The organism is Kitasatospora sp. NPDC059408 (genome assembly GCF_042751525.1).
Taxonomy (GTDB): domain Bacteria; phylum Actinomycetota; class Actinomycetes; order Streptomycetales; family Streptomycetaceae; genus Kitasatospora.
The window spans coordinates 33,821-50,299 of sequence record NZ_JBHYWI010000068.1; the positions used below are offsets into that span (position 1 = coordinate 33,821).

The 16,479-nt window shown below is 74.7% G+C and carries 17 protein-coding genes, 1 tRNA gene and 2 pseudogenes; 8 read left to right on the plus strand and 12 right to left on the minus strand.

Annotated features, from left to right (window positions below; genetic code table 11):
• Positions 1 to 6: 6 nt before the first annotated feature.
• Positions 7 to 351 (minus strand): annotated as a pseudogene (locus ACFXDE_RS33250) (IS200/IS605 family accessory protein TnpB-related protein); the annotation flags it as partial.
• An 820-nt stretch (positions 352 to 1,171) separates the two neighbouring features.
• Here ACFXDE_RS33250 and ACFXDE_RS33255 point away from each other — a divergent pair.
• Both ACFXDE_RS33255 and ACFXDE_RS33260 read left to right on the plus strand, forming a co-directional pair.
• A complete protein-coding gene (locus ACFXDE_RS33255) occupies positions 1,172 to 1,783 on the plus strand; it encodes a maleylpyruvate isomerase family mycothiol-dependent enzyme (RefSeq protein ID WP_380498250.1) in 612 nt (203 codons plus the stop codon).
• A gap of 4 nt (positions 1,784 to 1,787) precedes the next feature.
• Positions 1,788 to 2,417 carry a TetR/AcrR family transcriptional regulator gene (locus tag ACFXDE_RS33260; protein WP_380498251.1) on the plus strand — a complete coding sequence of 210 codons (630 nt, stop codon included), beginning with the start codon at positions 1,788 to 1,790 and terminating at the stop codon, positions 2,415 to 2,417.
• Positions 2,418 to 2,669: 252 nt separating this feature from the next.
• Here the strand turns inward: ACFXDE_RS33260 and ACFXDE_RS33265 are convergent, their stop codons facing one another.
• From ACFXDE_RS33265 to ACFXDE_RS33290, 6 genes are all read right to left on the minus strand, one after another.
• Positions 2,670 to 3,200, minus strand: a complete 531-nt coding sequence (locus ACFXDE_RS33265; protein ID WP_380498263.1) for a hypothetical protein — start codon at positions 3,198 to 3,200, stop codon at positions 2,670 to 2,672.
• Between the two features lie 318 nt (positions 3,201 to 3,518).
• Entirely contained in the window at positions 3,519 to 3,779 is a 261-nt protein-coding gene (locus ACFXDE_RS33270) for a DUF2283 domain-containing protein (protein WP_380498252.1), read from the minus strand.
• A 151-nt stretch (positions 3,780 to 3,930) separates the two neighbouring features.
• On the minus strand, positions 3,931 to 4,392 hold the full coding sequence (locus ACFXDE_RS33275) for a hypothetical protein (protein WP_380498253.1): 462 nt from the start codon (positions 4,390 to 4,392) through the stop codon (positions 3,931 to 3,933).
• A 230-nt stretch (positions 4,393 to 4,622) separates the two neighbouring features.
• Positions 4,623 to 5,279, minus strand: coding sequence for a DUF6875 domain-containing protein (locus tag ACFXDE_RS33280; protein WP_380498254.1), 657 nt, complete (start codon positions 5,277 to 5,279; stop codon positions 4,623 to 4,625).
• The gene (locus tag ACFXDE_RS33285) at positions 5,276 to 5,953 is read right to left on the minus strand and encodes a hypothetical protein (RefSeq protein WP_380498255.1); all 678 of its coding nucleotides are present in this window, start codon (positions 5,951 to 5,953) and stop codon (positions 5,276 to 5,278) included. The genes ACFXDE_RS33280 and ACFXDE_RS33285 overlap by 4 nt, the downstream gene beginning before the upstream one ends.
• Before the next feature lie 78 nt (positions 5,954 to 6,031).
• Positions 6,032 to 7,408 carry a pyridoxal phosphate-dependent decarboxylase family protein gene (locus ACFXDE_RS33290; RefSeq protein WP_380498256.1) on the minus strand — a complete coding sequence of 459 codons (1,377 nt, stop codon included), beginning with the start codon at positions 7,406 to 7,408 and terminating at the stop codon, positions 6,032 to 6,034.
• A gap of 356 nt (positions 7,409 to 7,764) precedes the next feature.
• Here ACFXDE_RS33290 and ACFXDE_RS33295 point away from each other — a divergent pair, with 356 nt between their 5' ends.
• Positions 7,765 to 9,288 carry a multicopper oxidase family protein gene (locus tag ACFXDE_RS33295; RefSeq protein ID WP_380498257.1) on the plus strand — a complete coding sequence of 508 codons (1,524 nt, stop codon included), beginning with the start codon at positions 7,765 to 7,767 and terminating at the stop codon, positions 9,286 to 9,288.
• 238 nt (positions 9,289 to 9,526) lie between these two features.
• On the opposite strand, the gene ACFXDE_RS33300 is transcribed toward ACFXDE_RS33295, so the two are convergent.
• On the minus strand, positions 9,527 to 9,907 hold the full coding sequence (locus tag ACFXDE_RS33300) for a hypothetical protein (RefSeq protein ID WP_380498258.1): 381 nt from the start codon (positions 9,905 to 9,907) through the stop codon (positions 9,527 to 9,529).
• Between the two features lie 524 nt (positions 9,908 to 10,431).
• Between ACFXDE_RS33300 and ACFXDE_RS33305 the strand changes: the two genes are divergently transcribed.
• The 3 genes from ACFXDE_RS33305 (at position 10,432) to pgm (ending at position 12,730) form a co-directional block, all read left to right on the plus strand.
• Positions 10,432 to 10,511 (plus strand) — tRNA-Tyr (locus tag ACFXDE_RS33305).
• 57 nt (positions 10,512 to 10,568) lie between these two features.
• On the plus strand, positions 10,569 to 10,868 hold the full coding sequence (locus ACFXDE_RS33310; protein WP_380445164.1) for a YciI family protein: 300 nt from the start codon (positions 10,569 to 10,571) through the stop codon (positions 10,866 to 10,868).
• A gap of 221 nt (positions 10,869 to 11,089) precedes the next feature.
• Positions 11,090 to 12,730 carry a phosphoglucomutase (alpha-D-glucose-1,6-bisphosphate-dependent) gene (pgm, locus tag ACFXDE_RS33315; RefSeq protein ID WP_380498259.1) on the plus strand — a complete coding sequence of 547 codons (1,641 nt, stop codon included), beginning with the start codon at positions 11,090 to 11,092 and terminating at the stop codon, positions 12,728 to 12,730.
• Between the two features lie 144 nt (positions 12,731 to 12,874).
• Here pgm and ACFXDE_RS33320 read toward each other — a convergent pair whose 3' ends face one another.
• Positions 12,875 to 13,288 (minus strand): MarR family winged helix-turn-helix transcriptional regulator, encoded by a 414-nt coding sequence (locus tag ACFXDE_RS33320; RefSeq protein ID WP_380498264.1) that lies wholly within the window; start codon positions 13,286 to 13,288, stop codon positions 12,875 to 12,877.
• Between the two features lie 249 nt (positions 13,289 to 13,537).
• Between ACFXDE_RS33320 and ACFXDE_RS33325 the strand changes: the two genes are divergently transcribed.
• Positions 13,538 to 13,942 (plus strand): nuclear transport factor 2 family protein, encoded by a 405-nt coding sequence (locus ACFXDE_RS33325; RefSeq protein WP_380449144.1) that lies wholly within the window; start codon positions 13,538 to 13,540, stop codon positions 13,940 to 13,942.
• A 4-nt stretch (positions 13,943 to 13,946) separates the two neighbouring features.
• Here the strand turns inward: ACFXDE_RS33325 and ACFXDE_RS33330 are convergent, their stop codons facing one another.
• Positions 13,947 to 15,152, minus strand: coding sequence for an MFS transporter (locus tag ACFXDE_RS33330; protein ID WP_380498260.1), 1,206 nt, complete (start codon positions 15,150 to 15,152; stop codon positions 13,947 to 13,949).
• 171 nt (positions 15,153 to 15,323) lie between these two features.
• Between ACFXDE_RS33330 and ACFXDE_RS33335 the strand changes: the two genes are divergently transcribed.
• On the plus strand, positions 15,324 to 15,656 hold the full coding sequence (locus tag ACFXDE_RS33335) for an ArsR/SmtB family transcription factor (RefSeq protein WP_380449148.1): 333 nt from the start codon (positions 15,324 to 15,326) through the stop codon (positions 15,654 to 15,656).
• 50 nt (positions 15,657 to 15,706) lie between these two features.
• Here the strand turns inward: ACFXDE_RS33335 and ACFXDE_RS33340 are convergent, their stop codons facing one another.
• Together ACFXDE_RS33340 and ACFXDE_RS33345 are read right to left on the minus strand one after the other, a co-directional pair.
• Positions 15,707 to 16,111 (minus strand): trypsin-like serine protease, encoded by a 405-nt coding sequence (locus ACFXDE_RS33340; RefSeq protein WP_380498261.1) that lies wholly within the window; start codon positions 16,109 to 16,111, stop codon positions 15,707 to 15,709.
• A gap of 101 nt (positions 16,112 to 16,212) precedes the next feature.
• Positions 16,213 to 16,479: pseudogene (locus tag ACFXDE_RS33345) on the minus strand (VCBS repeat-containing protein); the annotation flags it as partial.

The window sequence follows — 16,479 nt, forward strand, 5'->3', positions numbered from 1 at the left end:
GTCCCTGATCCCGGTGTCCAGGGAGTCCAGGTGCGCGGCCTGCCCCCGGCGCGACAGCGCCCACTGGTCGTGCGTGGCCTTCGTGATGCTCCCGGCCCACCGTGACGACGACTTGGCCGTCAGGTCCCGCTTGCGCCCCGCCCACGTGGCAGTGGAGTGCTCCAGGCCGTCGGCGCACCGGGCCTTGAGGTCACGCGACGCCAGCGAACCCAGGTGCTCACCGACCAGCCGCAGCACTCGCTCGTCCTCGGGGGTGAGGCCCTTGAGGCGGTCACGGACCGTCACACCCGACGGGCCAAGGGAAACGAACGGCGCGTCTATCCGCCGCAGCGGCTTCCCCGGCCCGGTCACGCCAACCCCCTCTCCGTCAGCGCCACCACCCTCACACACGCCACTGACAGTCGCTTCACCGGTCCAACAAGCCGTGATCGAAAACAAACCCATGGACACCCACGCGCACGAAAACGACCTCGATCCCCAGCAGTTCACAACCCCTACGAATTCGCCTCCGCGGACGGCATGGACCCTCCTCTACGTGGAGGAGAGCTGCTGAACCCGACTCGCCTCGTCGACCTCCGGCCGGGCGCAGCCATCCCGGGCCCATGATCCGACAAGGGCCGAATCTCCGCGCCGCGCCGGCCGTCCGCGCCAGGATGGCCGGAACGGGCAGGACCAGCAGAGAGGAAGCCGAGTTGAGCGGCACGATCCACCCGGAGAGACAGGGCCGTTGGCGCGAGCAACGCGGCCGCGCATCCCGCGGACCCGCCCGGGCACCCGGACAACCCGCCCTGCCACCGCTACCGGACGAGCCGCCCGACGACACCCGCAGCCCCGAGGCCCTTCTCACCGGCCCGCAGAACCCGCCGCCCAACGACCCGCCCACGCCACCGAAGCAGTAAGCACCCCGGCCATCCGGCCGGGGGAGTGGGAAGTCCACGGGGCCGACTTCCCACTCCGCGCTGCCCCCGGCTGGGCAGGGCAGGGCCGAGGGTAGAGCCGTGGCCCGGGCGCCGCCCTCAAGGCCCTTGCCGGAGCAGGAAGTCGACGGGGGCGACTTCCCGCGCCACACCACCCCCGCCCTATACATACAGGCTGCATGTATGTATCGTCGTCGGCGACGGCACGGCCACCAACGGCCGCCGCACACCAGGGGGTTGACGGCATGACGGGGATGGACAGGACGCAGGTCGTGGCGGGGCTCGACACCGAATTCGGGCTCTTCGCCGACCTGCTCGACGCTCTCAAGGACACCGACCTGGACGCGGCCACGCGCTGCGCCGGATGGCAGGTGCGCGACGTCGCCGCGCACGTCACCGCCAACGCCCTCGACTCCGCCGACGGCACCATCGGCACCCGCACCCCCGACGACCAGGCCCGCGCCCTGCGCGACACCCCGCCCCGCGAACTCGCCGCCCTCCTGCGCGAGGCCGCCGCCCGCCTCACCGCCTCCCTCGCCCGCCTCGACGACCGCGTCTGGCAGAGCGTCAACCCCCGCTTCGGGCGCACCGTCGCCAACGGCGTCCTGACCCTGTGGTACGACGCGTTCGTCCACGCCGACGACATCCGCACCGCCCTCGGCCACCCCCGCACCACCGACGGCCCCGGCCTCGCCGCCAGCGAGACCTGGCTGCGCGCCGAACTCCAACGCCTCGGCCGCCCCCACGCCGCAACCGCCACCGCGCCCGCCGCCGACCCGATGGCCTTCGTCCTCGCCGCCTCCGGCCGCCTGGACCCCGCCCTCATCGGCCTCGACCACGACGTCAACGTCTACTCCGTACGATGAGGCCATGACGAAGAAGGCCGAACAGGGCGACGCCACCCGCAGACACCTCGTCGACGCGGCGATCGCCCTGTTCACCGCGGACGGCTACGCCGAGACCTCCACCACGCGCATCGTCGAGCGCGCCGGAGTCACCCGCGGCGCGCTCTACCACCACTTCCCCGACAAGCACCGCCTCTTCGAAGCCGCCTACGAGGCCGTCCAGCACGACGTCCACGACCGCTGCGCCCACGCCGCCGGCGAGGCCAAGGAAGCGGGCCACGGCGTGATCGGGCGGATGCTGGCGGGCATGGACGCCTACCTGACGGCCTGCCTGGAAGCCCCCGTGCAGCGGATCCTGCTCATCGAGGGCCCCCTCGTCCTCGGCTGGGAACGCTCGGTGCGCTTCGGCGACCCCTACTGCGCCCGGCAGCTGCTGCGCGCCTCCCTGGACGGCGCCGCCCGCCGCGGCATGCTCGCCCCCGACCAGGCCGAACCCCTGGCCCACCTGCTGTACGGGGCGCTGCACCAGGCGGCCGTCGCCCTGGCCACCGCCGCCGACCCGGCGGCCGAGCGCGAGGCGATGAGCCGGGCGGTCGCCGACCTCGTCACCTCCCGCCTGCCCGCCGAGGCTCCCGCCGGGGCCGGGGCCGGCTGAAAGGCCTGAAGCAGGGGAGGCCCCCCCGGGGGGGGCTGCGTGATCCCGAACCGTCCGGCCCGGGACAGGCCGTGGGGCCGCCTGGCAAGCCCGGGCGCCGGGGCCCCGAGCCGGGGGCGGCAGGACCGGAAAGGCGTCGTGCCGAGGCTGGCGCCGGGGGTCGGGCCCGGCCGCCCGGCGGACCGTGCCGAACGGGCTTCGGAACGCAGGGCGTTGCCGCTCGGCTTGACGTTCAACCTTCGCAGAGATCTGTCAGGAGGTCGCTGCCTGCCACGTCCATGAGGTGTGGCGGGGGCGACCGTCCAACTCGCCCCGGCCAGTGCACCAGAGGAGGACCTCGATGGGGTCTCCGGGCGGGGCGTCGGGAAAGAGGCGGCGGAGCACGCCCTCGCACAACGGTTGCGGTGGCAGCCACGGCACGCCCAGGCCCCGGGTGATGTCGTAGGTGTGAAGGAGGATCTCGGCAACACCCATCGACGCGAAGCCGGCCGGGTCACAGGCGCCCCAGTGCCAGGCCCGCACCTGCGGGTCAGCCGTGACCAGCGCACTGCTGAGCAGTCCCGCGCAGGCGGTGACCACTTGGAGCACCTCCCGGGGGGAGGTGTCCGGGGGGACCGTCAGATCAAAAGGCAGGTAGGCATCGGCGGGGCAGGCTGCCACCTGGCCGGCGTAGGCCAGCAGGTCGTGCGCCACGTGGACAGCCGTCTCCCGGCACGTCCAGTCAAGCGAATCCGCTGAGACCGCCCAGTTGTCCGCTGTGTGCGGGCCGAGTACCCGCACCATCTCGGCCACGGCGCCATCCACATCCCGGTGATCCATACCTCGCCTCTCGGAGCTGGTGCTGTGACGCGAGCAGTTCTACCTGATCCGTCCAGGTCATCCTTGCTCAGGCTGGTCAAGCTGTGCGCCTGGGTTCGGTGCCCTTCCGGTGGTGGGCGGCCCGGGCGTGTGCCTCGCCGGTGGCGAGGACTTTGCCCACCTCGTAGCGGGCGGCGGCCGCTGGTTCTTCGGGCCGGGCGGCCGGCCCGGGCCGGGGCGGGCTGGTTTCGGTGCACGCGCCGGTGCGGGGACCTTCGTGTGGAGGCTCCCGAACCCGCGCTGTCAGGCGCCTGCCGTCTCGGCCGAGGGTGCCGGTGAACGCGGTTCACGGTCGATCCTCTCCGCAATGGCCAGCAGATTTGGGTGCAACTGGCTTCTGGCGCTGAACAGTTCGATGCCGAGGAGCCGTCCCTGCGAGTCGTAGTCGAGAATCGCTGTGGTGTCCTCGCCGGCAACCACCTGCTGGACGGCTTCGCCCGGGTTGATCTTGTCGAGAAGGTAGATGTACGCCATATTCGCCGAGGCGTCGTATTCGACCCGCATTGCTTCCTTCCCTGTCGTTGCAGACCTGCGGTGTCAGGCCGTGGCCTTGCCGCGAGCCTGCTGACGTCGAAGATCGCCAGGACAGTGGCCGCAGAGCCTGGTCACCGGCTCGTCGTCTCTCACCCGGTGTTGTTCCTGATCATGTTTCGCCTCAAGAGTTTCCCTCCGGGGCGGTCTGCTGACGTTTGCCTGGCGGCGGAGCTGCCGTTGTGGCGTGTTCGGGCCCGTACGAGCCGGCGCTTCGGGAGGGTCGGTGGGTGTCGAGGGGCCGGGGCGGGAAGCGGGGGCTGTCCAGGCAGGCCAGGACGCGGGTGGCGGTGGCGTCGAGGAAGACGATGAACGGCCCGCTGCAGTCCGGGGTTTGGACGACGGCGACGCGCAGGGCCCCGTCCCCGGCCTGGCGCAGGATCACGAGGGACTCGGCGAGACCGAGCGAATGGAGGCCGCGTTCCAGGATCCTGCGCTCGCGCCGGCCGTAGACGCCGGCGAGCCGCCGGGCGGGGACCAGGTTGGTCCCGACATCGAACGCGCCGCCGGACAGCAGCGCCCGGCGGGCGGGGCCGCAGGCCGGGGTCTGGTCGGTGAGCAGCGCGGCGAGTTCCTGGCGGGTCATGCCGCCCACCCTGCCCTGCCGCCGCCCGGCCCGGCCAGCGGGTTTCGTCCCCGGCCGTCCCGGCCACGGGGCAGGGATCTGCCTCCGCCCCGGACGCGTGCGCCCCGGGGCGGGCGGCGCAGCTCGGAGGCCGCGCGGGGTGGGGAGCCGGGCGATCCAAAGCGCAAGGAGGTGCGGGGGGTTGGGCCCCCGGGACGCCCGGGCGCCGGCCGGGGTTCCGGGGGCCCGGGTCAGGCGGCCACGGGGGAGGGGGACTTGGTGCGGGCGGTCATGCCGGTGACGAGCTGGTCGCGGATGCGGGCGGGCATGGCGGGGGCGAAGCGGGCGAGGTAGTGGGTGAGGTGGGTCTCGTCGCCGGTGAGGAAGGGCAGGTCGAAGACGAGGAGTTTGCGCACGGCGAGCAGCGGGACGGGGGCGCGCAGCGGGCGGAAGGCGGGGTTCCACAGGCCGCCCTCCTCGCAGACGGGGTGGAACTGGCCGATCATCAGGCCCTGTTCGACGAAGTCGTCCTTGGCCTTGCGCTGGAGTTCGTCCAGGGCGGTGGAGTCGGCGGGATCCAGGTGGGGCAGCAGGAGCAGGACGGTGAGCAGTTCGCGCTCCGACTCCTCGGTCAGGCCGTCCAGGAGGGTGTCGTACCAGGTGCGCAGAGCGGCGACGAGGGCGGGCAGGTCGCCGTCGTCCTGGCCCTCGATGGTGGCGATGTGGAACAGGCCGCGGCGCAGGGAGGGCTGGGTGTAGGGGCAGACGGGGCCGGTGCGCCCGAGGTCGGGGTGGGAGGCGGTGAGGAAGGCGCGGCTCCAGGCCAGGACGCGGGCGACCTCGGGGCGCTCGGCGCCGGCGCCGGCGTCGATCTCGGCGGCGGAGTGGACCCGCAGGACGGCGCTCACCTGGGCCCCCGCCACATCGGGCGCAGCCGCGGGCCGCCGCCGGGCAGGGCGATGGCCTCGCCGAAGCGGGTGAAGCCGTGGGTGGCGCACAGGTGGGCGCCGCCCGGGGAACTGGTCTCGGCGTAGGCGGCCTGGCCGTCGGCGTCGATGCGCGTGGTGACGGCCGCGAGCAGGGCGGCGGCGGTGCGGGTGTGGCGGGTGACGGGGCGCACGCCGATGAACGCCAGGTAGTAGTGGGGGCGGTGGACGGGGTGGCGGCGCTGCTGGAGGCGGGTGATGGCGGCCAGGCGGTGGGCGGCCTCGGGGTGGGCGGCGGTGTCGACGGCCCGGTCCAGGGCGCGGGCGGCGCCGGTGTCGCGCCGGGTGGGGTTCTCCCACACGCCGGGGGGCAGGAACAGCAGCGCGCCGTCCAGGGCGTCGGTGGTCATGACGCCGTCGTGGGCCAGGCACTGGGCGAGGTGGACGCGGAAGAAGGCGGGCAGGACGCGGGCGCGGTGGGCGCCGTCGGGGAAGGCCCAGCGCATCAGGGCGTCGTCGTGGAAGGCGGCGGCCAGGGTACGGGCCAGGGGTTCCTCCTCGCCGTCGCGCGCGGGGCGGACCGCGGGCGGGGGCGGGGGCGGCGGAGTGAGGGGGGCGAGCGCGGCGGCGCCGGGTCGCAGGGTGGCGGTGGTCAACGGACACACTCTCCTCGGCGGGATCGGTAGACGATCGGCGGGATCGGTGGACAAAAGGGCTGCGCGGGGGAAGCCGGTTCAGGCGCGGGCGAGTTCGCTGACGCGCGCGTGCAGGCGCGGCAGGTAGTGCTCGGCCTCGGGCTTGATCAGGACGCTGCGCAGGATCCGCGCCCCGTCGGCGTCCGCGAGCGCGCCGGGGTGGCGGCGGGTGAAGTCGGCGGCGTCCACGCGCAGCAGGCTCAGGTAGACGGGGTCGTCCTCGGCGCTCATCCCGGCGCGCAGGACGCGTTCGCCGGCGGCGTCGGTGCCCGCCAGCGACAGCGGGCCCGTGCCGGTGGGCAGGTAGGTGACGATGTCCAGGTCGGGCTGCTGGTAGAGCGTCAGGTCCGGGCTGTCCCGGATGAGGTCGGCCCAGGCGAGGGCGGCGCGCCGCCCGCCGGCCAGGACGGCGCCGAAGCCGCCGGGGGTCAGCGGCAGGAGCTGCAGGGTCAGCCACAGGGCGGCGGCCGAGGCGCCGGCGCGTGAGCACTCCAGGCTGATCTCGCCCAGGTGCAGTTCGGCGTCGGTGAAGTAGGTGTAGGGCGAGTCGTGGGCGAAGTGGCGGCCGATGGCGGGGTCGGCGAACAGCACCGCGCCGCAGCCGTAGGGCTGCAGGCCGTGCTTGTGGGGGTCGACGGTCACCGAGTCGCAGCCGCCGACCGCCCGCCAGGGCCGCGGGTCCAGGCCCAGGGCGGCGGCCTGGGCGGGGTCGGCGGCGAGCAGCGCGAAGAACCCGCCGTAGGCGGCGTCCACGTGCACCCGCGCCCCGTAACGGCGGGCCAGCGGCAGGATCTCGTGGACGGGGTCGACGGCGCCGAGCCCGGTGGTGCCGGCGGTGACCACCACCGTGCCCACGTCGCCGCCGCGCAGCAGCGCCTCCAGCGCGCCCGCGTCCATGCGGCCCAGGCCGTCGGCGGCCACCGCCACCCCGCGCACCCCCAGGACGTGGCACATGCGGCCGTGCGTGTAGTGGGCCTGCTCGCTGTAGGCCACCGCCCGCCCGGGGTGGCTCTGGCGCGCCACGTACAGCGCCTCCAGGTTGGCGATGGTGCCGCTGCTGGTGAGGTGGCCGACGTGGGCGGGCAGCGCGAACATGGCGGCCAGCGCCGCCACGCACTCGCGTTCCATGTCGCTGGTGGCCGGGCCGCCCTCGTAGGCGTGGTTGTTGGGGTTGAAGCGCATCGCCGCCAGGTAGCCGACGACGGCCGCCGGGTGCGGGGGCTTGACCATCTGCCCGGCGTAACGGGGATGGAAGAACGGGTAGTTGTGCTCCAGGCGCTTGGCGAAGCGCTCGAACGCGGCGGCGAAGTCCGCGTCGTCCACGTGGTGCGAGGGGTGCGGCTCGAAGGGCCCGAACCGCTCGCCCCACCGCTCGACGACCTCGGCCGCCCTGCCCAGCCAGTACTGCAGGTCCACGCTCCCGCCCTCCCCTTCGAGTCCCCCTGGATCCCCGCGAGCCGTCCACGCCGGCGCGCGGCTTCCAGCTGCCTGGAGCCGCTTCGAGGGATCCTCCAGTGCTTCCCGAGCCACGGTGACCCGCACGGCGCAACAGGCGCGCAACACGCCCAGCTCGCCGCACCCCGCCCCCGCACACCTGCGACCTGCCCCGAGACGGACGGCGCCCGGCCCCAGCGGGACTCCGCCGCCGCGCGAGCGGGCGCTGCTGCAATCGCCCCCGGAAGATCCCGGACCCGAAGCCTCGCACCCCGTCCGCGAGTCCGGCCCGCAGCTCCAGACAAGCCTCACAGACCCGCCGCCCCGGAGGACCCACGATGGTGAGCAGACGCAGGATGATCGGCGCCGCCCTGGCGACCGGGGGAGGGGTCCTGCTGATGCGCACCACCCTGCGCCCGGCCGCCTCCCTCACCCCCGCGGGCCCGGACGCGGCCGACCGCCACGGCCCCGGCCACGTCCACGAGAGCGCCACCCCCACCGGGCAGCCGGACCCCGGACCCGACGCCGGCCCCCGGCTGGCCGGGAAGTTCTCCCTGGCCATGCCCCTGCCCCCGGTGCTCAGCCCCGTCTCCACCGACGGCGGCACCGACACCTACGCCGTCACCATGCTCCAGGTCCACACCCCGATCCTGCCCGGACGCCCCGCCCGGGTCCTCGCCTACAACGGCGCCTTCCCCGGCCCCGTCATCCGCGCCCGCTCCGGGCGCCCGGTGGTCGTGCGCCAGACCAACCTCCTGGACGAGCCGGCCTCCGTCCACCTGCACGGCGCCAGCGTGCCCGCCGACAGCGACGGCGACCCCATGACCCTCATCGCCGCCGGCCGCACCCGCACCTACACCTACCCCAACGACCAGAGCCACGCGAACCTGTGGTTCCACGACCACGCCCACCACGCCGAATCCGAACACGTCTACCGCGGCCTGGCCGGCTTCTACCTGCTCACCGACGCCACCGAAGCCGCCCTGCCCCTGCCCTCGGGCCGCTACGACCTGCCCATCGCCCTGCGCGACGCCCGCTTCGACGCGGACGGCAACCTCGTCTACCGCATGGACGACCCGTTCAACCGCACCACCATCCTCGCCAACGGCCGCCCCTGGCCCCGCGTGGAGGTCGCCGCCCGCAAGTACCGCCTGCGCCTGCTCAACTCCTCCAACCTGCGCTTCTTCTCCCTCAAACTGGAGGACGGCGGCCCGATCACCCAGATCGGCTCCGACGGCGGCCTGCTGGAACGCCCCCACGTCACCGACACCGTCGACCTCTCACCCGGCGAGCGCGCCGACGTCGTCATCGACTTCTCCCGCTACCGCGTGGGCACCGGCGTCACCCTCACCAACGCCATGCCCCCCGGCCCGCCCGAACACGTCGGCCAGGTCCTGCGCTTCGACGTCACCCGCGCCGCCCACGACCCCAGCTCGGTCCCCGCCCGCCTGCGCACCCTGCCCGCCCTGCCCGAACCCGACCGCGAACGCACCGTCGTCCTGCAGGTCGACGAGGACGGACGCACCGAACCCCGCGGCATGATCGACGGCAAGACCTACGACCCCGACCGCGTGGACGCCGCCATCACCCACGGCACCAGCGAAGTGTGGACGGTCACCAACGCCAACAAGGACGTCCCCCACAACTTCCACCTCCACCTCGTCCAGTTCCGCGTCCTTCAGCGCAACGGGCAGCCCCCCGGCCCCGAGGAGTCCGGCCTCAAGGACACCGTGCGCCTGCTGCCCGGCGAAAGCGTGCGCCTGCAGGCCGTCTTCGACACCTACCGCGGCCGCTACCCCTACCACTGCCACCTGCTCGACCACTCCGCGATGGGCATGATGGCCCAGATGGAAATCTCCTGACCCACCCCCTTTGGGGGCCGCCCGTGCGCCGGACGGCCCCCAGGGGCGGGCACCGGCGGCTCAGCAGGCGCGGATGCCCCGGCCCGGCGCCGGGATCCCCGCCGGACCGGACCGCGCCCCGGCCGCCGCCCTCCACGGCCCGGGCCCGCGCGGCGGTGCCCAACCGCTGCTCATCCCGTCCGCCTCCGACCGACCGTCAAACAGCACGTGCCGTACCGCAGGCGGCCCCTCTCCGCGCCTACCGCCCCGCCCCCGTCTGCGGTGCGCCCTGCGGTGCGGCCTGTGATGCGCCCTGCGGTGCGGCCTCCAGTGCGCGCAGCCCGGCCGCCACGCGCTCCAGGACCTTCGCCCGGTGCGGGTGGTGCGCCGGGACGACGGCCAGCGCCGCCAGCGCCTCCTGGAGCAGCGCCCGCCGCCGCCCGGGCAGGTGCGCGACCTGCGCCGAGCGGCTCGACTCCTCCAGGACGTACGCCAGCCGCGTGGCGTACACCTGCGGGCTCACCGCGAACAGCAGCCGGTAGACGGCCAGTCCGGCGGGCGCGTGCAGCACCCGCCCGTCGTGGCTCAGCAGCCGCATCCGCGCCCTGAGCACCAGATCCCGGTCCGTGTTCATCTCCATCGAGCCCCCTCGTATCGCCCTGCCCCACCCCGCCCCCGGCCCGCGCGCAGCACGAGGCGCGCGCCGGCCCCCGAAGGCGGGAGCCGGCACGGAACCGGAGAGGTGGATGCGGACGAGTCTGCGGGTGGGCGCCAGGGGCGCACAAGGCGAAACCCGGGTGCTCTGCGTCCTACCGCAACCACCCGCCGACCTGGCAGGATTGGACTCGCCACACACCCGGGACGGGCCCCGCGGAAAACCGGTTGCCGCCCCGCCGCGCACCCGGCAAAGTGATCCCCGACGACGCGATCAACCGCGTACCGCGAATGACGAAGGGGGACTTGGCGATGCACCGCACCTATCCGGGTTCCCCGCGTTATCGCGCGAGCCGTCCCGCCGCGCGCTGAAGCCGCCGCCGGCCCGCCGGGGCCCGCACCGTTTCTGCGGCTGTCTCCGCGCTTCTTCCCGCGCTTCTCTTCTGTGGTTCCTCGGCTCTCCGCGCGTGCCGTGCACGGCAGTTGAGGACCCGTCTCCTTCCTCTCCGAGGGCGAGCTGGGCACTGGTGAGCCCAAGGGCCTGTAAAGCCCCCGCTTCGGCTGTGGCGGTTCGAATCCGCCCTCGCCCACCTCGCAGCCCCCGCCCCGGCCGGCCCTGTCCGGCGGGGCGGGGCTAGCCTGGGCGCATGTTCGTTCTGGAGCTCTCGTACACCGCCCCGCTGGAGCGCGTCGACGCCCTGCTGCCGCAGCACGTCGAGTGGCTGAACGGCCACTACGCCGACGGCACGTTCCTGGCCTCCGGGCGCAAGGTGCCGCGTGACGGCGGGGTGATCCTCGCGGTGGGCGAGGACCGGGCCGCGATCGAGGCGCTGGCGGCCACCGACCCGTTCGCGCGCGAGGGCGTGTGCGCCTACCGCGTCACCGAGTTCCTGGCCACCGTCACCGCCCCCGCCCTGGACGCCTACCGCCAGCAGTTGCCCGCCTGAGCGCTGCCGCGCCGTCCGTCCGCCGCGCCGTCCGTCCGCCGGGTCCGCTCCCGGCGGAAGATCGTCCGGATTCGTCCGGTTCCGGCCGTCGTGGCCCCGGGGTGTTCCCGGGGGCGTGTAGTGTGCCCCGTCCCGGTCGCCGGTACGGGGCACCGTCGCGTTCTGGCTACGATCGGTCGCACGGGGCAAGGACGCGCAGGACTGTGGCGGGAGAGAGACGGATGGCACACGCACGGGCCGGCCGGCAGGCCGAGCCGGGTGATCTGGTGGACGTGGCGCGGCTGGTGACGGCCTACTACGCGCTGCACCCCGACCCGCAGGAGGCGGGTCAGCGGGTGGCGTTCGGGACGTCGGGGCACCGGGGCTCGTCCCTGGACGCGGCGTTCAACGAGGACCACATCGCGGCGACCACGCAGGCGATCTGCGAGTACCGGGCGCTGCAGGGGGTGGCGGGGCCGCTGTTCCTGGGCGCGGACACCCACGCGCTGTCGGAGCCGGCGAAGGTGACGGCCGTGGAGGTGCTGGCGGCCAACGGCGTGCAGGTGCTGCTGGACTCGGCCGACGGCTACACCCCGACGCCGGCGGTCTCGCACGCGATCCTGGCGCACAACCGGCGCAGCCCGCGCGCGCTGGCGGACGGCATCGTGGTGACGCCCTCGCACAACCCGCCGCGCGACGGCGGCTTCAAGTACAACCCGCCCAGCGGCGGCCCGGCCGGCTCGGAGGCGACCGGCTGGATCCAGGACCGCGCCAACGAGCTGATCCGCGAGGGCCTGCGCGGGGTGCGCAAGGTGCCCTACGCGCGGGCGCTGGCCGCGGCCACGACCGGCCGTTACGACTACCTGGGCGCCTACGTCGAGGACCTGCCGCGCGTGCTGGACCTGGACGCGGTGCGCGCCGCGGGCCTGCGCATCGGCGCGGACCCGCTGGGCGGGGCGTCGGTGGCCTACTGGGGGCGCATCGCCGAGGCCCACCGCCTGGACCTGACCGTCGTCAACCCCGAGGTCGACCCGACCTGGCGGTTCATGACGCTGGACTGGGACGGCAAGATCCGCATGGACTGCTCCTCCCCGTCGGCGATGGCCTCCCTGATCGGGCGCCGTTCCGAGTACGACATCGCCACCGGCAACGACGCGGACGCCGACCGGCACGGCATCGTCACCCCCGACGGCGGCCTGATGAACCCCAACCACTACCTGGCGGTGGCGGTGGACTACCTCTACCGCCACCGCGGCGACTGGCCGTTGGACGCCGCGGTCGGCAAGACGCTGGTCTCCTCCTCGATGCTGGACCGCGTCGCCGCCGACCTGGGACGCGAGCTGGTCGAGGTCCCGGTCGGCTTCAAGTGGTTCGTCGACGGCCTGCTGGAGGGCTCGATCGCCTTCGGCGGCGAGGAGTCGGCCGGCGCCTCGTTCCTGCGCCGCGACGGCGGGGTGTGGACCACCGACAAGGACGGCATCCTGCTGGCGCTGCTGGCCTCCGAGATCACCGCCGTCACCGGCGCCACCCCCAGCGCCTACTACCGCGAGCTGACCGCGCGCCACGGCGCCCCCGCCTACGCCCGCGTGGACGCCCCGGCCGACCGCGAGCAGAAGGCCCGCCTGGCCCGCCTGGCCCCGGAGCAGGTCACCGCGGGCGAGCTGGCCGGCGAGAAGGTGACCGCGGTGCTGGCCAAGGCCCCGGGCAACGGCGCCGCCATCGGCGGCCTCAAGGTCTGCACGGACAACGCCTGGTTCGCCGCCCGCCCCTCGGGCACGGAGGACGTGTACAAGATCTACGCCGAGTCCTTCCACGGTCCCGAGCACCTGGCCCGGGTGCAGGAGGAGGCCCGCGCCCTGGTCGGCGAGGTCCTCGGCGCCTGACGCCCCGCCCGCCCGCCGTGCCCCGGACCGCGCCGCCGCGGTCCGGGGCACGCGCATGCCCGCACCTCCGCGCCGGGCCGTCCGCCGTCCGCCGTCCGTGCGGGCCGTCCGCGCCGGGCCGGTGCCGGGCTCCCGGGGCGTGTCCTAGAGGGTGTCGAAGGGCCCCTGCTCGGCGAAGCGGGCCAGGCCCCGGGCGAAGACCTCCGCCTCGCCGGGCGGCCAGGAGGCGAGCGCCTCCTCGATGCCGCCGGCCAGGCGCCGGCGCATCACCTCCACCGCCTCCTCGCCGGCCGCGGTGAGTGCGAGCAGGGTGGCGCGCTGGTCGCGGGGGTCGGCCTCGCGGCGCAGCAGGGCGGCGTCCTCCAGGCGGGTGGCGCGGCGCGAGACGCCGGAGCGGTCGAGGCCGATCTCGGCGGCCAGGTCGGCGGCGCTGCGCGGCCCGAAGCGGGCCAGGCCGCTGAGGACGGGGTAGGTGACCTCGTCCACGGCCTCGCCCAGACCCGCGGTCAGGCGCCGGTAGAGGGCGGTGCGGGCGGGGCGGCGCAGTAGGGCGGCCAGGGCCTCGGCGACGGTGTCGCCGAGCGAGGGGGCGTCCGAGGGGACGGCCGGGGGGGCGTCCGTGGGGACGGGGGAGGGCGGGGCGGGGGACGGGGAGGCGTCGGGGCTGTGGTTCACCCCCCAATCGTAGCGTGCGTGGCGCACGCATTCCGTGTAGAGTCCTCTTCCAGAAAGCGTGCGCGACGCACGCATCACGGTTTCCGGCCGTCCCGGACCGCACCACCCCCATGCCCGAAGGAGCCGTATCTCATGACCGCCGCCGCCCACACCACCATCACCGCCGCCATCAACGACCTGCTCTTCACCCCCTCCCTGCCCCTGGAGGACGCCATCGAGCGGCACTTCACCCCCGACTACCGCCAGCGCACCGACGGCACCTGGGCCGACCGCGCCGGCTTCGCCGAGCACATCGGCCACCTGCGCGCCGTCGTCGCCTCCGGCTCCATCGACGTCCACGAGGAGTTCCACGCCGACGGCCGCACCGCCGACCGCCACACCGTCCACGTCGTCAAGACCGACGGCAGCGAGGTCAGCATGGAGGTCTACGTGTTCGGCGAGTTCGGCCCCTGCGGGCGCTTCGCCCGCATCGAGGAGACCACCCTGCTCCTCAAGGGCGCCGAGACCGACCGCGACCTCGGCTCCGCCCGCGCCTGACCCCTCACCGCCGCACCGGGGCGGGGACCTGACCGACCCCCGCCCCCGCCGGCGTCCCCGCGACCACCGCAGCGTGCCCCGCCCGCGTGGTCGCCGCCGCCGCACCCGCCGCCACCAGCGCCGGCACCGCCGCCGCCAGCGGGAAGAACCGCCCGCCCAGCACCCCGATCGCCCAGCTGCCCGCCACCCCGCCCGCCGCCGTCCCCAGGTACAGCGCACTGGAGTTCAGCGAGATCAGCAGCGGCGCACCACCCGGATCCAGCGACGCCATCCGGTGCGGCAGCGCCACCGACACCGCCCACCCCGCCAGCGGCGTCACCACCGCGTACACCAGCGCCCCCGCCATGCTGCGCCCCAGCCACGGCAGCGCGGCGAACGATCCGGCCGCCACCAGCGAACCGGTCAGCAGCACCCGGCGCACCCCCACCCGGTCCACCAGGCGCCCGCCCAGCCAGCTGCCCGCCACCGACGCCGCGCCGGTGACCGCCAGCACGGTGCTCAGCCGGCCCGCGTCGCCCCCGGTCGCCCCGGAGAGCGCGGTCGCCAGGTAGATGTAGACGCTCTGGAAGGCGAGGAAGAACACCAGCGTGGTGGCCGCCGCCCCCAGCACCCGCGGGCGCCCCAGCGGTGCCAGGCGCGCCGCGAGGCCCGCGGGTGCGCCGGGCGCGGGCAGGGTGCGCAGCAGCAGCGCCAGCCCGGCCAGCGCCGCCAGGCCCAGCGCCGTGACCAGCCACATCGTCAGCCGCCAGTCGCCGCGCCCCACCCAGGTGCCCACCGGCACGCCGAGCGCGGTGGCCACCGTCATCCCGCCCAGCACGGTGGCCAGCGCCCGCCCGCGCCGCTCGGGCGCCACCAGCGAGGTGGCCACCGCGTTGGCGGCCGGCGTGTACAGCGCCGCCCCGGCCGCCGCCAGCACCCGGGTGGCCAGCAGCGCGCCGAAGGTGGGCGCCAGCGCGCTGAGCGCGTTGGCGGCGGTGAACACCGCGAGTGCGGCCAGCAGCAGCCGCCGGCGCGGCCAGCGGGCGGTCAGCGCCGCCAGTACCGGCGCCAGTAGCGCGTAGCCGAGCGCGAAGACGGTGACCAGCTGGCCGGCGGCCGGCACGGACACCCCCAGGTCGGCGGCGACCGGGCCGAGGATGCCGGCCACGACCATCGAGTCGGTGCCCACGGCGAAGGTGCCGAGGGCGAGCAGGAGCAGGCGCACGGGCATGGAAAGGAACCCCCCGATTGTTGGACGAACGCGCAACAGTTTGACGCTCGTCAAACACTAGGGATTGGTGGATGATTGTCAAACCAACGCCCCGGTGCCCGGTGCCCCGACGGCCCCGACCGCCCGCGACCGCCCACCGCCGTCCGTGACCCCTGCGAGGACCCGAGCGCCATGACCGAAGACGAGCGGCTGCCCCAGCCCGCCACCGCCGACCTCGACCTCGTCACGGTCCTGGCCGCCCTCGGCGACCCCGTGCGCATGCGCCTGCTCCTCAGCTACGCCGACGGCGCCGAGCACTCCTGCGACCCGCGCGGCCTGGGCCTGGACCACCTCCACAAGTCGACCGTCTCCCACCACATGCGCGTCCTGCGCGAGGCGGGCGTCACCACCACCCGCGTCGCCGGCCGCAACCGCTTCGTCAGCCTGCGCCGCACCGACCTCGACACCCGCTTCCCCGGCCTGCTCGACGCCCTCCTCACCGCCGCCCCCGCCCCGGCACCCTGACGGGCCCGGCCCCGAACGCGACGCGGGTCGGGTGCTGCTGCTGTGCCCGGTCAGCCGGTCAGCCGGTGGGCAGGGTGGTGCCGGTCAGGGTGTCGAGGGGGGCCCAGCCGGTCATGCCGGGCTTGTAGGAGGTGTGGTTGACGGCGCTTGCCGGCGATGGTGGCGGTGGTCTTCCACTTCGGCGTGCCGGCCTTCAGCGCCTGCGGCTGGGCGGGGTCGTCGGAGAAGCAGCTCGCGGCGGTGACGACCAGGTACGGGTCCACCAGCGCGCCGGTGCAGGTGCGGACGTTGTCGCCGATGGCGGGCTTCGCGGCGTAGGCGTAGGCACCGTCCGCGGCGGGGTCGCCGACGACGGCCCCGGCCGGGGCGGAGGCGAAGGCGCTCAGCGCCCCGGCGGCCGCGGCCACCACGAGCACGCCCGCCCGCCGCGAACGGGACGAAGTCCGGTGGGACATGGGAAGGTTCCCCTCCGGAGACGGGTTCGGAAACGAGCGGCGCCCCGCCGGGCCGCGCAGCCGTGGACGGCCGCCGGGCCCGGCGGGGCGGGCAGGCTGCGTCAGCCGTTGTTCGAGAAGAGCTGGACGGCGTTCCAGTCCCAGTTGCCGCTGGCCGGGGTGGACTTGGGGGAGGCCGTGAACTGGCCGATGTGCCCGGTGGTGTCGGCCAGGCCGGTGTAGTAGTCGATGGAACCGTCGGGGCGGCGGTAGAGCATGGCGAGGTCGGTGCGGCCGTCGCCGTTGAAGTCCCCGGCGACGAGCTTCATCGCGCCACGGTCCCAGTGGCCCTCGGCCGGCACCATGTATCCGGCCGTGAAGTCGCCCAG

What these genes read in the sequence shown, in the direction of transcription:
- ACFXDE_RS33255 (WP_380498250.1), top strand. Translation starts at nt 1,172, where the DNA reads ATGGACAGGACGCAGGTCGTGGCGGGGCTCGACACCGAATTCGGGCTC.
- ACFXDE_RS33260 (WP_380498251.1), top strand. Translation starts at nt 1,788, where the DNA reads ATGACGAAGAAGGCCGAACAGGGCGACGCCACCCGCAGACACCTCGTC.
- ACFXDE_RS33265 (WP_380498263.1), bottom strand. Translation starts at nt 3,200, where the DNA reads ATGGTGCGGGTACTCGGCCCGCACACAGCGGACAACTGGGCGGTCTCA.
- ACFXDE_RS33270 (WP_380498252.1), bottom strand. Translation starts at nt 3,779, where the DNA reads ATGCGGGTCGAATACGACGCCTCGGCGAATATGGCGTACATCTACCTT.
- ACFXDE_RS33275 (WP_380498253.1), bottom strand. Translation starts at nt 4,392, where the DNA reads ATGACCCGCCAGGAACTCGCCGCGCTGCTCACCGACCAGACCCCGGCC.
- ACFXDE_RS33295 (WP_380498257.1), top strand. Translation starts at nt 7,765, where the DNA reads ATGGTGAGCAGACGCAGGATGATCGGCGCCGCCCTGGCGACCGGGGGA.
- ACFXDE_RS33300 (WP_380498258.1), bottom strand. Translation starts at nt 9,907, where the DNA reads ATGGAGATGAACACGGACCGGGATCTGGTGCTCAGGGCGCGGATGCGG.
- ACFXDE_RS33310 (WP_380445164.1), top strand. Translation starts at nt 10,569, where the DNA reads ATGTTCGTTCTGGAGCTCTCGTACACCGCCCCGCTGGAGCGCGTCGAC.
- pgm (WP_380498259.1), top strand. Translation starts at nt 11,090, where the DNA reads ATGGCACACGCACGGGCCGGCCGGCAGGCCGAGCCGGGTGATCTGGTG.
- ACFXDE_RS33325 (WP_380449144.1), top strand. Translation starts at nt 13,538, where the DNA reads ATGACCGCCGCCGCCCACACCACCATCACCGCCGCCATCAACGACCTG.
- ACFXDE_RS33330 (WP_380498260.1), bottom strand. Translation starts at nt 15,152, where the DNA reads ATGCCCGTGCGCCTGCTCCTGCTCGCCCTCGGCACCTTCGCCGTGGGC.
- ACFXDE_RS33335 (WP_380449148.1), top strand. Translation starts at nt 15,324, where the DNA reads ATGACCGAAGACGAGCGGCTGCCCCAGCCCGCCACCGCCGACCTCGAC.
- ACFXDE_RS33340 (WP_380498261.1), bottom strand. Translation starts at nt 16,111, where the DNA reads ATGTCCCACCGGACTTCGTCCCGTTCGCGGCGGGCGGGCGTGCTCGTG.